The following is an 18,598-nucleotide window of genomic DNA, read 5'->3' as shown; positions in this document are numbered from 1 at the left end:
GTGTGTCTCGCCTCGTCAGGATGCAGTGAACTCGATTGCGCCTTCCGGCAGCAGATAGAGCACCAGTGCGCGGCCTTCGGAAACGGTGGGCCGATGCGCGCTGCCGGGGCCGTACACGCACCAGCCGGCAGAGCGGCCGTCGAATAAGGCGCCTTCGGTGAGCGGCATGATCAGGTCGATCTCGCCGTTGGGGTGACGATGATGTGGACCGGCAATCTCGTTCATGTCCACCACGTCGACAGAAAAGCCATGCAGTTCCGGCACTGGCTTGAAGACGCGCCCGTAGCGGATGCCGCCCGCTTCCCGGTTACAGAGCCAGCCTTGGGTCACGCCCGCACGGCACGCGTCCGCCAGGTCCCGGAACATCGGGCTGCCTTCTGGCCAGGTTGCGTTGAGCCATGTGGAAAGGGCATCGTCTAGCGGTCTGCCGGCGATCTGTTCCGTCACGCCTGCAATCAGGCGCTGGAATTCCTGAGGGGACATGCCTGTCTCTCTCCAGTGTTTGGCGTATGCACGCAAGTTCATGCGGCTGCGTGGCTAGCGCGTGCCCGGGGTGCGATGTGGGCAGCGAGCCTGGCAGGTGCAGCGGCGGCAGTGAATTGCCGCTGCTGCCTGCTTCGGCGCGGCAGAGACGCATCGGACTCCGATCGGGGCGCAGCGGAAGATTTGTGATCGAAGTCATTTGTGGCGAAAATTAACCGTTCGCCATGATGCATGTCAAGCACTATAGTACATCTACTGATAAGCATGGACCGCAAAACATGAAGCAAACTTACGCCGGAGAGCTGCGTGCCGAGGCCGCGGAAGAACTGGGCAAGACCGAAGCAGAGCGCGAAACACGCGATCCCTTCCTGTCGGCAATGGGCGAACGCGTGCGTCTGCTGCGGGCGCGCCGGGGCATAACCCGCAAGTCGCTGGCCTCTGAGTCGGGGCTTTCGGAACGCCACCTTGCGAATCTGGAGTCCGGCACGGGAAACGCCTCGGTGCTTGTCCTGCGGCAGATTGCGGCCACACTCAACTGCGCGCTGGCGGAGATCATCGGCGACGAAACGACGTCGTCGGCGGAGTGGCTGCTGATTCGCGAGCTGCTGCACGGGCGCGACCAGGCCGCGCTGCAACGCGCACGCATTGCGCTTTCCGAGATGTTCTCGCAGGCGCCGCGCGACCCGCACCGCCAGCACCGCATTGCGTTGATCGGCCTGCGCGGCGCCGGCAAGTCCACGCTGGGCCGCATGCTGGCGCAGGAACTCAAGGCGCCGTTCGTCGAACTCACGCGCGTGATCGAGCAACTGGCTGGCTGCCCGCCCGCTGAAATTCACTCGCTTTATGGCGCGAGTGCCTACCGTCGTTATGAGCATCGCGCGCTGGAGGCCGTGATCCGCGAGCATGAGCGGGCTGTAATCGCCTCGCCTGGCGGGCTCGTTTCCGAACCCGGCACATTCAACACGCTGCTTGCGCACTGCTTCACGGTCTGGCTCCAGGCGAGCCCGGAGGAGCACATGCGCCGGGTGGTGGCGCAGGGCGACCTGCGTCCCATGTCCGGCAACAGCGAGGCGATGGACGACCTCAAACGCATTCTGGCGGGACGCGACGAACTCTACGGCCGCGCCGACATGACCTTCGATACGAGCGAAAAGACGCTCGCGGACGCCTATCTGCAACTGCGCGACCGGCTTGCCGTCAGGCTGGCGGCTGAAGCCGACAGGGAAGCTTCGCGGGCGGGCTAGCGCTAACGGCAGGTTCACCCACACCGGGGCGGCGGTCGGGGTTTACCCGCTAACATGCATTAAAATGCATTTATAGGCTTTACATGGGAAATGTAGTGCATTATGTTTCGGTGAAACAGCATGCACTGCACCGTCCAGGAGACACCCATGTCCTCAGCGCAAGCCGCTCACCCGCTTCATGCCACCGCTTCCACCCCTTCCGCCGCAGCCCCGCTCGGGGTCGCAGCCACTCGCGTCGACTACCGTACCGATCCATCCCAGTACCGCCACTGGAAGCTGACGTTCGAGGGCCCCGTGGCTACGCTCGGCATCGACATCGCCGAAGATGGCGGCATTCGCGACGGCTACCGCCTGAAGCTGAATTCATATGATCTCGGCGTCGACATCGAACTGCACGATGCAATCCAGCGCATCCGCTTCGAGCATCCTGAAGTTCGCAGCGTGGTGCTGACCAGCCTGAAGGACCGCGTGTTCTGCTCGGGTGCCAACATCTTCATGCTCGGCCTGTCTTCGCATGCATGGAAGGTCAACTTCTGCAAGTTCACGAATGAAACGCGCAATGGAATGGAAGACTCGTCGCGCCATTCCGGACTCAAGTTTCTCGCCGCGGTAAACGGCGCGTGCGCGGGCGGCGGCTATGAACTCGCCATGGCGTGCGACGAAATCTGGCTGGTAGACGACCGCTCGTCGTCGGTGGCCCTGCCGGAAGTCCCGCTGCTCGGCGTGCTGCCGGGCACGGGCGGACTGACGCGTCTGACCGACAAGCGCCATGTGCGTCACGATCGCGCCGATATCTTCTGCACGGTGGTGGAGGGCATTCGCGGCGAGCGCGCCAAGGCGTGGCGCCTCGTGGACGAGGTCGTGAAGCCGAATCAGTTCGATCACGCTATCAAGGCGCGCGCGCTGGAACTCGCTGCGCAGAGCGACCGTCCGGCGGAGGCGAAAGGCGTAGCGCTCACGCGTATCGAACGCACGGACCGCGAGAACGGACTCTCGTATCACACCGTTGAAGTCGCGATCGACCGTGCGCGCCGAATCGCCACCTTCACGGCGAAAGCGCCGCAAGGGCCGCAGCCGGACAACATCGACGCCATCGTGGCGGCCGGCGCCAACTGGTGGCCGCTGCAGTTCGCGCGCGAACTCGACGACGCGATTCTCTCGATGCGCACCAACGAGCTCGACATCGGCACGTGGATCTTCAAGACGGAAGGTGACGCACGCGCGGTGCTCGCCGCCGACGCGGTGCTTATGGCGCATCGCGAGCACTGGTTGGTGCGCGAGACCATCGGCATGCTGCGCCGCACGCTCGCACGTATCGACGTATCGTCGCGCTCCTTGTTCGCGCTCATTGAGCCGGGTTCTTGCTTCGCGGGCACGTTCGCGGAACTCGCGTTCGCCGCCGACCGCAGCTACATGGCGGCGCTGCCCGCCAACGAGGACGAAGAGCCCGCCATCACGCTCTCCGAAGTCAACTTCGGTCTGTATCCCATGGTCACGCATCAGTCGCGCCTTGCGCGTCGTTTCTACGACGATGCCGCGCAGCTCGACGCCGTGCGCGCCACGATCGGAACGTCAGTGAAGCCGGTCGAGGCCGATCGTCTGGGTCTCGTCACCGCTGCGCCCGACGACATCGACTGGGCCGACGAGATCCGCATCGCGCTTGAAGAGCGCACCGCGATGTCGCCGGACGCCCTGACAGGCCTCGAAGCGAACCTTCGCTTCAACGGACCCGAGACAATGGAGACACGCATCTTCGGCCGCCTCTCTGCCTGGCAGAACTGGATTTTCAACCGGCCAAACGCGGTGGGCGAGAAGGGCGCGCTCAAGGTGTACGGCAAGGGCAGCAAGGCGCAGTTCGACGTGGCCCGCGTCTGAAGCCGCATTCGCCACAGGCGCAACGCAAACCGACACTCGCAGCATTCGCACAAGGAACCGATATGTCCACGATCACCTCGATCAACTACAGCGAGAAGATTCCGAACAACGTGAATCTCGCCGACGATCGCACGCTGCAACGCGCGCTCGAACAATGGCAACCGAACTTCCTCTCGTGGTGGGCCGACATGGGCCCGGACGGCTCGCACGACTACGACGTGTATCTGCGCACGGCCGTGAGCGTCGATCCCGGTGGCTGGGCGCATTTCGATTACGTGAAGATGCCCGACTATCGCTGGGGCATTTTTCTCACGCCGGGCGAGGCCGACCGCAAGATTCATTTCGGAGAACACAAGGGGGAGCCCGCGTGGCAGGACGTGCCGGGCGAGCATCGTGCGAATCTGCGCCGCATCATCGTCACGCAGGGGGACACGGAGCCGGCGTCGGTGGAGCAGCAGCGTCATCTGGGCCTCACGGCGCCTTCGCTCTACGATCTGCGCAACCTCTTCCAGGTGAACGTGGAAGAAGGTCGTCATCTGTGGGCGATGGTTTATCTGCTACATCGTTACTTCGGCCGGGATGGTCGTGAGGAAGCCGAAGCGTTGCTCGGTCGCCGTTCGGGCGATGAAGACAACCCGCGCATTCTGGGCGCGTTCAACGAAAGAACGCCTGACTGGCTCTCGTTCTTCATGTTCACGTACTTCACGGATCGTGACGGCAAGTTCCAGTTGTCGGCACTTGCGGAGTCGGGTTTCGATCCGCTGGCACGGACGACGAAGTTCATGTTGACGGAAGAGGCGCATCACATGTTCGTGGGCGAATCGGGTGTCTCGCGTGTCGTGCAGCGCACGGCCCAGGTGATGAACGAGCTTCGCACCGAAGACCCGGCACGGCTGCGCGCTGCAGGCGTGATCGACCTCGACACGATCCAGCGGTATCTCAATTTTCACTACTCGGTGACGGTCGACCTGTTCGGTGCGGACCAGTCGTCCAATGCCGCAACGTTCTATAGCTCTGGCCTGAAGGGACGCTACGAAGAGGGCAAGCGCGACGACGATCATCAATTGAACGGCCAGCAATATCGCCTGCTCGACGTGGAGGACGGCCGGCTCGTGGAGCGCGAGGTTCCCATGCTTAACGCGATGAACGAGGTGCTGCGCGACGATTACATCAAAGACTCCGTGGCGGGCGTGAATCGCTGGAACAAGGTCCTCGAAAAGGCCGGCATCGATTTCCGCCTGACGGTGCCGCACAAGGCGTTCAATCGCCGCATCGGCACGTTCGCGGGTGTTCGTGTCTCGCCGGATGGCCGCATCGTGAGCGAAACGGAATGGGCCGCGAATGAAGCTGCGTGGCTGCCTTCCGCAGAAGACCGTGCCTACGTGGCCTCGCTGATGGGTCGCGTGGCCGAGCCCGGGAAGTTTGCGAACTGGATTGCGCCGCCTGCGATGGGCATCAACCGTCAGCCCGTCGAGTTCGAGTACGTGCGTTTCAACTAAGTCTTTCCGCGCGGCGGCACACGGTGTCATGCCGCACAAGATAGCCGCCGCCGCGGAAAGGGGAGCAGACATGAACGGACCCGCACCCATCGAAGTCCTCCGGCAGCATCTGATCGATCCTGAGATCTGCATCCGGTGCAACACCTGTGAGGAAACCTGCCCCATCGACGCGATCACGCACGACAGCAACAACTACGTGGTCGACGCTGAGGTCTGCAACGGCTGCATGGCGTGCGTGCCGCCGTGCCCCACGGGCGCGATCGACAACTGGCGCACGGTATTGAAGGCCGACGCATACGGCATCGAAGAGCAGTTCACGTGGGACGCGTTGCCGGCACAAAGTACGGCGGCGAGTGCGGCACTCGACACGCTTGCCCAGCAGACGGCGCTCGAGGGGAACGGCGCGGCGAGAACAGCGGGCATGGAAGACGACGAATCCGAAGGACCCGACGTGGACACCGTGCGTGGTTCCACGGTGCCGCCATGGTCGGCCGCGAAACCTTACGTGAATCTCTACACGCACAAGGCGCCTGTGGTTGCGACAGTGGCCGGCAATTACCGCGTGACCGACGAGACCGCCGAAAGCGACATCCATCACATCGTGCTCGACTTCGGCGCATTGCCGTTTCCCGTGCTGGAAGGCCAGTCCATCGGTATCTTGCCGCCGGGCGCGACGAAAGACGGCAAACTGCACCATGCAAGGCAATATTCGATTGCGAGTCCACGCGACGGCGAGCGCAAGGGCTACAACAACGTGTCGCTCACGGTGAAGCGCGTGACGCGCGACCACCATGGCGATGCGGCGCACGGCGTGTGCTCGAACTATCTCTGCGATCTGAAAAAAGGCGACCGCGTGCAGGTGATCGGGCCGTTCGGCAGCACGTTTCTGATGCCTAACCATCCCGATTCGCATCTGCTCATGATCTGCACGGGAACAGGATCCGCGCCCATGCGTGCAATGACGGAGTATCGGCGTCGCCGCAGGCTGAAGGGTGCAACGGGCAAGTTGATGCTGTTCTTCGGTGCGCGCACGCGCGAGGAACTTCCGTATTTCGGGCCGCTCACGAACTTGCCGAAGGATTTCATCGATACCACGTTGGCGTTCTCGCGAACGCCAGGCGAGCCGAAGCGCTACGTGCAGGATGCGATGCGCGAACGTGCTGCTGACGTTGCGCAATTGCTCAGGGATGCCAACACTTACCTCTATGTGTGCGGCTTGAAGGGCATGGAGGAGGGCGTACTGCAGACACTGCGGGACATCGCCGGGCAGCACGGCCTCGCGTGGGACACGCTATGGCCGCGCCTTGTCCGGGAAGGGCGCCTGCATCTGGAGACTTATTGAGTTGCAACCGGCGCCGCAGCGGCGGTGCTGACTACGGGCGCATTTGTGCCGTGCAGGTTCAACGGCTGCCCACCGTTTATCGTCGTGCGGCCGCCGTCGCTGAAGAACGCCTGCTCCGCTGCATGATTGAGCACGAGAATGCTGATGCGACGATTGGTGGGTTCGTCGGCCACGTTGCGATCGAGCGGCAGCACGTCGGCGAGGCCGCGCACCTGCAGCACCTTGTCCTCACGCATGCCGCCGGCTACGAGCGCGCGGCGCGCCGCATTCGCGCGATCTGACGAGAGATCCCAGTTCGAATAGCCGGCCGTACCGCCGCTGTAGGGTACGGCATCGGTGTGGCCTGCAATCGAGATGCGGTTTTCCACGTCGTTCAGTGCGGAGCCGATCTGCATGAGGATCGTGGTCGCATAGCTCTCCGGTTTCGCGCTGCCTGATGCGAACATAGGCCGGTTCTGCGAATCGACGATTTCGATGCGCAGCCCTTCGTTCGTGATGGAGATGCGGATCTGGTCCTTGAACGCGCGCAATGCAGGGGTCTGCTCGATCAACGCGGAGAGCTTCGCTTTCAATTGCTTGAGCTTTTCCGTGTCGGCCGGCGCGGGCACCGCGACCGACGCCGCGTGAGCTGATGCAGGTTGCGGCTGCTGTTGCGCACCGTCGCCGGGCTTCGTGTTCGCGAGGTCGCGGCCGCCGCCTTGTACGACATTGGGGCGCGAGGCGCCCGAGCCGTCCTTCGTGCCGAGCATGACCGAGAGAGGCGTATTGAAGTAATCCTCAATACCCTGCTTCTCGTATTTCGACGTGGATCCGAGCAGCCACATCAGCAGGAAGAACGCCATCATGGCCGTCACGAAGTCGGCATAGGCGATCTTCCATGCGCCGCCATGATGCCCATGCTCTTCGTGGCGCCGCCCGCGGCGCACGATGATGGCCGCCAGTTCTTCGCGCTGCGAGGACCGGTTCCCGTTGGGAGGTTTCGTCGCCATACGTGACTCCCCGCGGGTCAGGCCGCTTTGGGCGACTTCGTCGCGCGCACCGCGTCTTCGAGTTCCTGGAAGCTCGGGCGGTCCGCAGTGAAGAGCACCTTGCGACCGAACTCGACGGCGATCGCGGGCGCATAGCCGCTCAACGACGCGAGCAGCACGGCCTTCACGCACTGAAACGGTTTCGCTTCGGCGCGTCCGCGTGCACTGAGCAGGTCTGCAACCGGGCCGATGAAGCCATACGAAAGCAGGATGCCGAGGAAGGTGCCCACGAGCGCGCCGGCAATCATCTCGCCAAGTACCGCGGGCGGCGCGCCTACGGACCCCATGGTGTGCACGACGCCCATCACGGCGGCCACGATGCCGAACGCGGGCAGGCCATCTGCCATCTTCTGGATGGCCTGTGCCGCCACCGAAGACTCGGCGTGATGCGTTGCAAGCTCTTCGTCCATCAAGTCCTGCACTTCGAGCACGTTGACGTTGCCCGTGGACATCATGCGCAGATAGTCCACGATGAAGTCGAGCAGATGATGGTCTTCAAGCACGTGCGAGTACTTCTGGAAGATCGCGCTTTCCTCCGGCGCGTTGACGTCCGCCTCGAGCGCCATCATGCCGTCCTTGCGCGCCTTTTGGAGCAGCTCGTACAGCAGGGCGATGAGCTCGAGATATTTTTCCTTCGAGTAGCCGGGGCCCTTGAAGCACGCGGGCAGGCTTTTCAACGTTTTGCGAAGTGTGGAGACAGGATTGCTGACCACGAACGCGCCCACGGCGGCACCGAAGATGCAGAGGAATTCGAACGGTTGCACGAGCGCGGGCAGATGCCCGCCCACGCCCACGAAACTGCCGATGACCGACCCAATCACGACCACCCATCCAATGGCGACAAACATGCTGGCTCCCAGAAAGCGGATTGCGGCATGGCACTGAAACGGGTGTTCCAAAGCGAACGTCGCGCATATCCATGGTTGTTGTATGGCCTTGATATCGGCAGCAGCGCGAAGTTGCTGAAGTGTGGTCGCGTGAGAATTTTCCATGCCTCGTTGTTCGATGTTTGCGTTCTGCATGCATCGTCGCCCCGAGGAATGGGTCCGAGCTCTCAGGCCCTTGAATCTTCGGAAGCAGTTGAGGCGCATGGTCGCAGCGGCTCGCGTCCTTGGCCAGTGTTGCCGCAGCCGGCGCTTTGGCGCCCGCGCGGTGAGATAATCCGTGACTTTCCACCAGTCTTCGTATCCGCAGGAGCATGCCGTGACGCGCATCGACAACCCGCAGCACGATCAGGAAGCCGGCGTGGCCGACGCCACCCAGGACACCACCCGCATCGACGACGTGCGCATCGGCGCGGTGCGCCCGCTCATTTCCCCGGCGCTGCTGCTCGACGAACTGCCTGTGCCCGAGGCGACGCAGACGCTCGTGGAAGCAAGCCGCGCCGCCATTGCGAATGTGCTGAAGGGGCGCGACGACCGTCTCATCGCGGTGGTAGGGCCGTGCTCGATTCACGATCACGATCAGGCCATGGAATACGCACATGCCCTGAAGCGCAGTGCCGACGCGCTGCGTGACGAATTGCTGATCGTGATGCGCGTGTATTTCGAAAAGCCGCGCACCACGGTGGGCTGGAAAGGCTACATCAACGACCCGCGGCTGGACGGCAGCTTCCGTATCAACGAGGGGCTGCGTGCGGCGCGCCAGTTGTTGCTCGACATCGACGCGCTAGGTCTGCCCACGGGAACGGAGTTTCTCGATCTGCTGAGCCCGCAATACATTGCGGACCTCGTCGCGTGGGGCGCAATCGGTGCGCGCACGACGGAAAGCCAGAGCCACCGGCAACTCGCTTCCGGCCTCAGCTGCCCGATCGGCTTCAAGAACGGTACGGACGGCGGCGTGCAGATCGCCGCGGATGCGATCGTTGCGGCGCGCGCGAGCCACGCCTTCATGGGCATGACGAAGATGGGCATGGCCGCGATCTTCGAAACGCGCGGCAACGAGGACACGCACGTGATCCTGCGCGGCGGCAAGAAGGGGCCGAACTACGACAACGCATCGATTGCCGAAGCTTGCGCCGCGCTGCATGCGGCGGGGTTGCCCGAGCAGGTCATGGTCGATTGCTCGCATGCGAACTCGAACAAGTCCCACCTGCGTCAGCGCGACGTGGCCCACGATCTGGCGCTGCAACTATCGGCGGGCGAACGCCGCATTGTGGGCGTGATGATCGAGAGTCACCTGGAAGAGGGACGCCAGGACCTCAAGCCGGGCGTGCCGCTCAAGCGTGGCGTGTCGATTACCGACGCATGCCTTGGCTGGAGCCAGACGGAGCCGGTGCTGCAGGAACTCGCCGAGGCCGTGCGGGCACGCCGTCGCGCCTGAACTTTATTGCACGTCACTCCATACCGCTGCGCGCTCGTCTGTCAGGGCGGTTCAAGCCCACCAAGGCATATGGGCGCGCGGCTGCATATTCAGTCGTCGATCGACTCGTGCACCGCCTGTGCGCCGCGGCGCCAGTAGCTCGACGCACGAATGCACTTCTTGTCGACGCCACGCTCGTTGCACAGATACTCGCGCACGGCGCGGATCGCTGACGACTCGCCCGCGGCCCAGACGAAGCCGGTGCCCGGCGGCAGATACGTTTCGCGCACGGCTTCGACCAGTCCGCACGCATCGCCGCGCCACGCCTCGTCGCGATAGCGCCAGACGGTGTAGAGGCTGGCGGCCGTACGAAACTCGATACGCGCGGACGGATCGCCCACTTCGAGCACGACCGCCGCGCGCACGCCTTGCGGCAGTTCTTCCAGGCGGCGGGCGATGGCGGGCAACGCGGTCTCGTCGCCGACAAGCAGGTGCCAGTCGAAACCCGCCGGAATCACCATCGACCCACGCGGCCCCCCAATGCCGAGGTATTGACCGGCTTTTGCCTGCGCAGCCCATGCCGAAGCAGGCCCTGCATCGTGCAGCACGAATTCGATGTCGAGTTCGCGCGCGGCACGGTCGAAGCGGCGCGGGGTGTAGTCGCGTGCAACAGGTTTGGGCAGACCTTCCGGCCAGACAATGCCTTCGGGGCCCAGGGTAGGCAGAGTGGGTTTCATCGCGCCCGGTTCCGGGAAAAAGACCTTTACGTGGTCGTCGAACGAGGCGGACTCGAAATCATGCAGGTCGTCGCCCGTGAGCGTGACTCGTACCAGCGAGGGCGTGACTGCATGCACTCGCGCGACCTGTACCAAACGGAACTTCAAGGGATGACGGATACGTATTACGTCGAGACTGGCATTCTCTTGCATGAAGCCCTCCAGATTGGATGCATTGGCGTTCAGATGTCGTCTGCGGGGCGGCCGCCGCGCTGACCGCCGTGCTGACCGCCGTGCTCGCCGTCGCCCTCAATTTCCGCCGTGGCGCGGGCGAGGATGGCGGCAATGCGGCGCTGCTCGTCGGGCGTCGCATCGGTGCGGCGCAATAGTGCATGTTTGAGCGCGCGTCGCGCTTCCACGAGTTCGGGCACCCAGCCGCCTTCCGTCGTGTCCGGAGCTTCTTCGCCCGCGAACGCGCGACGCATGATGTCCATCTTGCGAGCGATGTGCGTGAGTTTGGCGAGCATCAGGTCGGCGCGTTCACGGTTCTCGGCCAGATAGACGCGGCCGGCATCGGACAGCTCATAGCGTTTGCGGTTGCCTTCTACCTGCACCGTGACGTAACCCACTTCCTCCAGATAGGTGAGTGCGGGATAGACCATGCCGGGGCTCGGGCTATAGAAGCCGTTCGAGCGTGCATCGAGCGCCTTGATGAGTTCATAGCCGTGGCTGGGCTGTTCCGCGAGCAGCGCGAGAAGCAGCAATTGGAGGTCTTCGGAGGTGAATTTTCGTGCACGTCCGAAGCCGTCGCCTTCGCCGCCGAAGCCGCCCGGGCCGCCGAATCCCTCGCCCCAGAACGTGCCGCCGCGGCGATGATGGTGGCGGCCCATGGCGTGCCAGAGCGCATGAAGTGAAAAGCCGTCACGGAACGGATGGGCGCCGCCGTGTCGGGAAAACGGGTGATGACGCATGGGATGACTCCTCATAAGTGTCGTAAAACGTATCTTAAGATATATATCGTAAGAGCGTCTGTCAAACGGTTTTTAGCTCGAATGTGTGTTGGCTATCGCCGGCTAGTTTCTATAGGCGGCGAAATCTGCAGCCACACCTAAGCGCCGCTCGATTACCGGGGCCGCACGGAATGCTCTGTCGCGTCGAGATCGGTGAAGTGGCAGGTCCACGCCACCGGTGGGTAGGCTCGATACGAGTCAGGAAAAGGGCGGCGCCGCGCGCGGCGCGTCGGCCGAGACAGGCATCAGCGCGGCGCCGCTCCGGCAATGGGTGGGTGAGTTTTTCCAGGAGGCGGCAGATGACCTGAAAGCCCGTTTTCCGGAACACTGAGGGATGAGGCGTAGCGTGCCCGCCCTCAGCGGACCGCTATGCTTGGTGCCGCAATCGCGTCGAGCATGTTCTTCGTGGCTGACGACGCGAAGGAAAAGTTCATTGAGGTGATGGCCCCCATTCTCGAAGCAAAATCCAGATGGGGAAGTGCGGGTCTTCGTAATCGATTTCAGCAGAGGCGCTGTTACCGCGACAATTTACGAACGGTGCCGATGACGCGTTGCATATCGGAAGCGTCTGAGGCGGCCACAGCTTGATTGGGACTTTTACGTCTTCGCTGTGTCCTGGCTGCGACCGGAGAATTGCATTTCGCTCGCGCCGCAGAACGACGTGCATTCATCTACTCGGAAGTCCGGTCCGTGCCGTCCTTTGCGAGTTCGGTCAATGCGGCCATGGCCCGCTTGTACGGCCCGAGATCCCCATTTGCAGCCTGCAGAATCAACGCTCCTTGCAGGCGCGCAACCCAGTCTTCCGCGAAATGCCGCGCCCGTGCTGGCGACATGCCACTTTCGCGCGCCAACGCTTCGACAGCGTCGATCCAGTGCGAAAACGCCAGTAGCAGACCGTGCCTCGCAACCGACCCGATATTGGACGTCGCGAGTTGACCGAGCACGCAGGGCGTGCGTCCACCCAGGTACATCCGATCCAGCGCGGCCACGATTTTGCGGATGCGGGCTTTCAACGTGCCGGCCGATTGGGCCGCGTTCAGGATTTCACGATCGATCACCGCCGTGGCGCGCTCGAGTACCGCCGCAGCCATCTGTTCCTTTCCTTCGGGGAAATGGTGATAGAGGCTCGATTTGCCGAGGCCCGTTGCGCGCGACAGATCAGCAATCGACGCCCCCTCGAACCCGCGGTCCCGGAACACGGTGAACAGCCGGTCGATGATCTCGTCCTTCGATGCCTGAGCGGTAGCCATGGTTCTTTCGCCTCTCCAGAAAACTGATCGTTCGGTACAGATCGAAAGGGTAAGTCGCCTTGATCCACAAATCAATCCTTGACACGCGCATCCTCACCTACTACTGTACCGATCGTTCGGTTCAGTGAATGTGCGCAATCAATTCAGACCGACGCCTCTTTCCGTGATCCAGGAGAACTCGATGTCCACGCTCGCCACGTATCAAACCGTTTCCGTCTCCGACCGCCGCACCGGCACCGCCGTCAACCTGTTCTATCGCGAAGCCGGGCAGAAGGACGCACCCGCCGTGCTGTTGCTGCACGGTTTCCCGACTTCGAGCCATCAGTACCGCGGGCTGATCGATCGTCTGGCCGACAAGTACCGCGTGGTTGCGCCGGATCTGCCCGGTTTCGGCTTTTCCGACGCACCAGACGCGAAGACGTTCGGCTATACCTTCGACCACCTCGCCGAAGTGATCGAAAGCTTCACTGATGTGATCGGCCTGACGCGCTATGCGTTGTACGTGTTCGACTACGGCGCGCCGGTGGGCTTCCGCCTCGCTGCGTCCCGCCCGGACCGCGTGTCCGCGCTCGTCTCGCAGAACGGCAACGCCTATGAGGAAGGTTTGAGCGAAGGATGGAACCCGATACGCGCCTATTGGCAGGACCCGTCCGATGCGAACCGTGCGCAACTGCGCAGCCTTCTGGCGGCAGGGACCACGCGGTTCCAGTACGAGCATGGCGAGCGTGATACGTCGCATATCGCGCCGGAGAGCTACACGCTCGACCAGCATTTTCTCGATCGCACGGGCAACGACGAGATCCAGCTCGACCTGTTCGGCGATTACAAGGCCAACGTCGCCGCCTATCCGCGCTTTCATGAATATTTCCGCACGCATCGTCCGCCGACCTTGGCTGTGTGGGGCAAGAACGATCCGTTCTTCCTGCCGGCAGGGGCCGAGGCGTTCCGGCGCGACATCCCCGATGCCGAGGTGCGTTTTGTCGATGCAGGCCACTTCCCGCTCGAATCGCATCTGGACGAAGTGGCAGGCATCGTTCGGGCATTCTTCGCGCGGACGCTGGACGTTGCGCAAGGTCCGGCATTGTTCGGTGCACTGAATGACATGCCGGCGTCGGATGAAACCGGGCCGCTGTTCGACGCCATGCGTGGCGTGTTCGGTTTCGTGCCTAATCTCGGCCATGCACTTGCGGTCGAGCCGCCAGTGCTCTCCGCATACCTGGCCTGGCTCCATTCGCTCGGTACAACTTCGCTCGATGCGGTGGCACAGCAGGTCGCAATGGCCGCGGCAAGCCGGGCGAATGCCGCCGACTATGGCGTGGCTGTTCACGCGACGCTCGCCGGCAAGCTCGGCGCGTCTGCAGACGTGGTCGATGCGCTGCGCAGCGGCAGCGTGCTCGCCGATCCGAAGCTGGAAGCGGTGCGCCAGTTCGCGACTGCCATCGCGTTGAAGCGCACCCAGGTGTCGGATAGCGACGTCAACACGTTGAAGGCGGCGGGTTTCGATCGTCGTGCGGCGGTGGCGATTGCAATGGCCGTGGCGGGCAAGACGCTCGTCAACACGGTCGCTCACTTGTCGCGGGTCGAGATCGACGCTGGCTTCCAGCCGGGCGCTGCCGCCTGACGCTGCCTTGCCGATGCGCCCGCGTACACCGCGGGCGCGGCAGTCAGCCGGGCAGGAAGACGGGCTGACGGCTGACGAATAGAGGAAAAGAAGGAAGGCGCTCAGGCTGAAGGTCTGAAGGCGGTCGAAAGGCCGAAAGTATCGAAATCGACGCTATCTTCGACACTCAATCCTCAGGAACCGGGCGGGCGCCAACATGACGGGCGCCATAGAGGAGCGCAAGCAAGCCTGCACTCGAATGCCGACGAGCCGCCAAAGGCCGTCGGCGCAGGCAAGCAAACGCGGTCAACAGAATGAAGGCAATGAGTCCAACGCCTCGCGCCTGCATTGAGCGGATCAATCAATGCAGACCGCTCACGCCGCACCCATCAAAAAATAGACCGTCCCGTAAGCGTGGTCAGCCATTCCAGCGACTGGACGCCCGCCAGCGAATTGCCGTTCGCATCGAGCGCCGGCGACCAGACGCACGCCGCCATCTCGCCGGGCAGAACCGCGACAATGCCGCCGCCCACGCCGCTCTTTGCCGGCAGGCCGACACGGTAGACGAAGTCGCCGGCCGCGTCGTAGGTCCCGCAGGTGAGCATCAGCGCGGACAGGCGTTTGGCCGAACTGGCGTCCAGTACCCGTTCGCCGGTGGCGGGCGACACGCCGCCGTTGGCGAGAAAGAGCGCGGCCCGTGCCAGCTCCACGCAGTTCATCGAGATCGCGCACTGGCGGCAGTACGCATCGACGACGGTTTCCGGGGGCATTTCCATATTGCCGAAGCTCGCCATGAAATGCGCCATCGCGCGATTGCGATGCGCGTGCTGCAGTTCCGATTCCGCCACACGAGCCTCGTAGTCGATGCCGGGTTCGCCCGAGAGCCGCCGGATGAACTCGACCAGTGCCGTTTCCGCCTGCACGAAGCGGCGGCACAGGACGTCTGTCACCACGAGCGCACCTGCATTGATGAACGGGTTGCGGGGCTTGCCATGTTCGGCTTCCAGCTGCACCAGCGAATTGAACGCGGTGCCCGACGGTTCGCGTCCCACGCGGTGCCATAGGTCGTCGCCGAGCAGTTTGAAGGCGAGCGTGCACGCAAAGAGTTTCGAGATGCTCTGGATCGAAAAGCGTGTGTCGGCTTCGCCCGTGCGGAACACCTGACCGTCGATTGTCACGACCGCCATGCCGAAGCGGTCGCCGGATATGCGTGCGAGTTCGGGAATGTAGTCGGCCACGCGTCCGGTGCCGAGGTAGGGCTGCACGTCGTGGCGAATCTGCTCGAGGATCGGGGTGTAGTTCATGAGGGCAAGAGACGGGCGAAGGCGAATACAGTCAGTCGGATGCTCGACGGTGCAGGCTGCTTCGGCACCTGCGTTTCAGTGCCTGCGCCCACGAGGGACGCAGCGTAGTGCAATGCAGTTCAGTGCAGACGACGTGGGACGGCATTGTAATCGGGACTGCAATGCAGCAGGCGCCGCCGCGTTCCGCGGCGTGGTTTCATCCCGTGGAGGCTGTGCTAATCTGGTTTGTTCCCGCCCTGATCCGGGGGAAACAGACAGCATGATGGAAAGCCGCGATCCGACGGCGCCGGTGCGCGCCGTCTACGTGCTCGAGCAACGGCATGAAGGCAGCGAAGTGCCGTGGCGTGCGGAGCCGCGTGCCCAGTTGATTCGCTCGGGTAGTGGCGTGTTGACCGTGCGCACGGAGTCCGCGCTCTGGGTGGCGCCGCCCGGCCATGCGGTCTGGGTGCTGCCGGGCGTGCTGCACCGGCTGTCGTCCACGGCGCCGCTGGCGCTCCATACGCTCTACGCCGAAGGCGAACCGCTGCTCGTACCGGCCGCCGCGGCCGTGCCGCCCGTTGCGTTCGTGCCCGCACAAGGCTGCGTAGTGGCCATCGACCGGTTAACCGACGAACTGCTGCGAGCCGCGGCCATCTTCGGCCTGGGCTATACGGAAGAGGGCGCTCAGGCGCGGCTCGTGCAGGTCATCCTGGACCGCGTGCCGCAACTCGCCGTCATGCCGCTTTCATTGTTCCTGCCGCGCGACCCACGCATCCAGCGCGTGGCCGACATGCTGGTCACGAACCCGGCGGATTCCCGCGTGCTCGATGAACTCGCGGAAGCGGCCGGCGTGACGGCCCGTACAGCGGCGCGTCTCTTCGTCCGGGAAACGGGGCTCACGTTTGGTCAGTGGCGCCAGCAGTTGCGTCTGCTCGTCGCGCTCGAGAAGCTCGGCGCAGGCGCAAGCGTGACCCACGTGGCGCTTGAAGTGGGCTACAACGACGTGTCGTCGTTCATCGCGGTCTTTCGCGATGCACTCGGCGAAACGCCTGCACGATATTTCCGCTAAGGCGCGCCTCTGGACGCGACATTCCGCAGCCGGATTATCGCGAACCCGATGAACCCCGACGAACCGCAGACGAACTGCACTTCAATGCGCTCCGGCTGCATCTCCGCCGCCGCCCTTTGCGGGCCGCGTAATCCAGATCAACGGAATGATCAGCACGAAGATGATGGCCGAGACGTAGAAGATGTCGTTCAGCCCCATCATCGCGGCCTGCGTGTTCAGCGTGAACTCGAAGAGTGCATTCGCCGACGGCTGACTCAGGTGCAGCAGCGTCTGCGTGGAATCGATCTGCTGGCGAAAGAGCGGGTTGTCCACCGTTGCCTGCTCGGTGAGGCGCACGTGGTGCAGCACGGTGCGGTTATTCCAGGCGTTGGTGGAAATGGAGGTGCCGATGGCGCCGCAGAATACGCGCACGAAGTTCGACAGGCCCGCCGCGGCCGGCACCTTGTTCGGCGGCTGCCCCGCGAGAATGATCGCGGTGAGCGGCACGAAGAACATGGCCATCGGAATGCCTTGCAGCAGCGTGGGCAGCACGAGGTGCCAGGTATCGATCTCGATCACGTAACGCGAGCGCATGTAGAAAACGATGGCGAACCCCACGAACGCGAGCGTCGCGATGATGCGTGCGTCCGAGCGGGGCAGCACGCGCCCCATCACCGGTGCGAGGATCACCGCGAAAATGCCGAGCGGCGCGGTGACGAGGCCGGCATCGACGGAACGATAGTTCAGGTATTCCTGCATCCACTGCGGCAGCAGCACCAGATTGCCGAAGAACACGGCATACGCGACGGAAATCGCCACCGTGCCGCCCAGGAAGTTGCGCTGCGCAAAGAGCCGCAGGTCGACGATAGGGTGCTGCTCCGTCAGTTCCCAGACCAGAAAGAACGCGAAGCCGATCAACGCCGTCACGCCCAGTCCCACGATGAACGGCGAGTTGAACCAGTCGAGGTCCTTGCCCTTGTCGAGCATGATCTGCAGCGAGGCCACCCAGGTGATGAGCAGCCCGAGCCCCACTACGTCGATAGGCGGCTGCCGCGTGGCCGATTCGCGCTTGCGATAGATGGACCACGTGATGGCGGCCGCGAAGATGCCGACTGGAATGTTGATGTAGAAGATCCAGGCCCAGCTGTAGTTGTCCGTGATCCAGCCGCCCAGCGCGGGCCCCGCGATAGGCCCGACGGTCGCCGTCATGGCCCATAGCGCCAGCGCGGTCGCGGATTTTTCCTTCGGCCAGGAGCCGAGCAGAATGGCCTGCGAGAGCGGGATCAGCGGTCCGGCCACGGCGCCCTGCAACACGCGCGCGGCGAGCAGCACCGGCAGGCTGGGCGCGACGCCGCACAACCACGACGCCACTACGAACATCAGGATGGCGCCCACGAACAGCTTCACCTGGCCGATGCGCTGCGTGAGCCAGCCGGTGAGCGGAATCGACACGGCGTTCGAGGCCGCGAATACCGTGATGACCCACGTGCCTTCGTCCACGGAAACGCCGAGGTCGCCCGAAATAGTGGGAATCGCGACGTTGGCGATCGAGGTGTCGAGCACGTTCATGAACGTGGCAAGCGCAACGGCGATGGTGGCGAGCACGAGCTGGCCGCCGGCGAGCGGCGGCGGGGCAGCGGCGGCGGGCGCGGAAGCCGGCGAAGGCGCGGCCGGCGTAGCAGACGCAGTCCGTGGCGGATTCAAGCGATATCTCCGGAAAATCGGGCCGCATGTGCCGACGGGGCGGCCGGCTCACACCGATCAGCCGGTGTGCAGCCACGGGAAGACACCGGCCTCGACAGCGCGCAGAAACGTTGGCGCGAAATATCGACGCAAACCGCTCACACAAGACGCCAGCTCGCAACGAACATGCGACGGCGTGCGGCGGAATGCGGCAAGGCGCCGCGAAAGATGCGAAT

General features: G+C 63.7%; 15 protein-coding genes. 7 read left to right on the top strand and 8 right to left on the bottom strand.

From position 1 onward, the window contains the following. Positions 1-15: 15 nt before the first annotated feature. Complete coding sequence (locus PKKP23_RS12945; protein ID WP_126877180.1) at positions 16-483, bottom strand: DUF4863 family protein; 468 nt, start codon at positions 481-483, stop codon at positions 16-18. Positions 484-761: 278 nt separating this feature from the next. On the opposite strand from PKKP23_RS12945, the gene PKKP23_RS12940 reads away from it, so the two are divergent. From PKKP23_RS12940 to boxA, 4 genes are all read left to right on the top strand, one after another. Continuing rightward, positions 762-1,727 carry a helix-turn-helix transcriptional regulator gene (locus PKKP23_RS12940; protein WP_126877179.1) on the top strand — a complete coding sequence of 322 codons (966 nt, stop codon included), beginning with the start codon at positions 762-764 and terminating at the stop codon, positions 1,725-1,727. Positions 1,728-1,874: 147 nt separating this feature from the next. Beyond that, entirely contained in the window at positions 1,875-3,602 is a 1,728-nt protein-coding gene (boxC, locus tag PKKP23_RS12935; protein WP_126877178.1) for a 2,3-epoxybenzoyl-CoA dihydrolase, read from the top strand. Positions 3,603-3,673: 71 nt separating this feature from the next. Beyond that, complete coding sequence (gene boxB, locus PKKP23_RS12930; RefSeq protein WP_126877254.1) at positions 3,674-5,101, top strand: benzoyl-CoA 2,3-epoxidase subunit BoxB; 1,428 nt, start codon at positions 3,674-3,676, stop codon at positions 5,099-5,101. 70 nt (positions 5,102-5,171) lie between these two features. Then, positions 5,172-6,443 (top strand): benzoyl-CoA 2,3-epoxidase subunit BoxA, encoded by a 1,272-nt coding sequence (gene boxA, locus PKKP23_RS12925; protein ID WP_126877177.1) that lies wholly within the window; start codon positions 5,172-5,174, stop codon positions 6,441-6,443. Here the strand turns inward: boxA and motB are convergent. After that, on the bottom strand, positions 6,437-7,432 hold the full coding sequence (motB, locus tag PKKP23_RS12920) for a flagellar motor protein MotB (protein ID WP_126877176.1): 996 nt from the start codon (positions 7,430-7,432) through the stop codon (positions 6,437-6,439). The genes boxA and motB overlap by 7 nt on opposite strands. A gap of 17 nt (positions 7,433-7,449) precedes the next feature. Continuing rightward, entirely contained in the window at positions 7,450-8,319 is an 870-nt protein-coding gene (gene motA / locus PKKP23_RS12915; protein WP_017775609.1) for a flagellar motor stator protein MotA, read from the bottom strand. Between the two features lie 355 nt (positions 8,320-8,674). On the opposite strand from motA, the gene PKKP23_RS12910 reads away from it, so the two are divergent. Beyond that, positions 8,675-9,793, top strand: coding sequence for a 3-deoxy-7-phosphoheptulonate synthase (locus tag PKKP23_RS12910; RefSeq protein WP_275094571.1), 1,119 nt, complete (start codon positions 8,675-8,677; stop codon positions 9,791-9,793). 89 nt (positions 9,794-9,882) lie between these two features. Here the strand turns inward: PKKP23_RS12910 and PKKP23_RS12905 are convergent, their stop codons facing one another. From PKKP23_RS12905 to PKKP23_RS12895, 3 genes are all read right to left on the bottom strand, one after another. Then, positions 9,883-10,701, bottom strand: coding sequence for a siderophore-interacting protein (locus PKKP23_RS12905; protein WP_126877175.1), 819 nt, complete (start codon positions 10,699-10,701; stop codon positions 9,883-9,885). A gap of 29 nt (positions 10,702-10,730) precedes the next feature. Next, positions 10,731-11,459 carry a PadR family transcriptional regulator gene (locus PKKP23_RS12900; RefSeq protein ID WP_126877174.1) on the bottom strand — a complete coding sequence of 243 codons (729 nt, stop codon included), beginning with the start codon at positions 11,457-11,459 and terminating at the stop codon, positions 10,731-10,733. Positions 11,460-12,169: 710 nt separating this feature from the next. Further along, the gene (locus PKKP23_RS12895) at positions 12,170-12,748 is read right to left on the bottom strand and encodes a TetR/AcrR family transcriptional regulator (protein WP_017775613.1); all 579 of its coding nucleotides are present in this window, start codon (positions 12,746-12,748) and stop codon (positions 12,170-12,172) included. Between the two features lie 181 nt (positions 12,749-12,929). Between PKKP23_RS12895 and PKKP23_RS12890 the strand changes: the two genes are divergently transcribed. Then, positions 12,930-14,369 (top strand): alpha/beta fold hydrolase, encoded by a 1,440-nt coding sequence (locus PKKP23_RS12890; protein WP_126877173.1) that lies wholly within the window; start codon positions 12,930-12,932, stop codon positions 14,367-14,369. Positions 14,370-14,737: 368 nt separating this feature from the next. Here the strand turns inward: PKKP23_RS12890 and PKKP23_RS12885 are convergent, their stop codons facing one another. Beyond that, the gene (locus PKKP23_RS12885; protein ID WP_017775615.1) at positions 14,738-15,652 is read right to left on the bottom strand and encodes a glutaminase; all 915 of its coding nucleotides are present in this window, start codon (positions 15,650-15,652) and stop codon (positions 14,738-14,740) included. A gap of 259 nt (positions 15,653-15,911) precedes the next feature. Here PKKP23_RS12885 and PKKP23_RS12880 point away from each other — a divergent pair, with 259 nt between their 5' ends. Further along, positions 15,912-16,700 carry an AraC family transcriptional regulator gene (locus PKKP23_RS12880; protein ID WP_126877172.1) on the top strand — a complete coding sequence of 263 codons (789 nt, stop codon included), beginning with the start codon at positions 15,912-15,914 and terminating at the stop codon, positions 16,698-16,700. A gap of 81 nt (positions 16,701-16,781) precedes the next feature. On the opposite strand, the gene PKKP23_RS12875 is transcribed toward PKKP23_RS12880, so the two are convergent. Next, entirely contained in the window at positions 16,782-18,383 is a 1,602-nt protein-coding gene (locus PKKP23_RS12875) for a DHA2 family efflux MFS transporter permease subunit (protein WP_126877171.1), read from the bottom strand. Positions 18,384-18,598 lie beyond the last annotated feature (215 nt).

Origin of the sequence: Paraburkholderia kururiensis JCM 10599 = LMG 19447 (assembly GCF_003986935.1) — a bacterium.
Lineage (GTDB): Bacteria > Pseudomonadota > Gammaproteobacteria > Burkholderiales > Burkholderiaceae > Paraburkholderia > Paraburkholderia kururiensis.
This window is presented reverse-complemented; position numbering and strand designations above follow the sequence as displayed.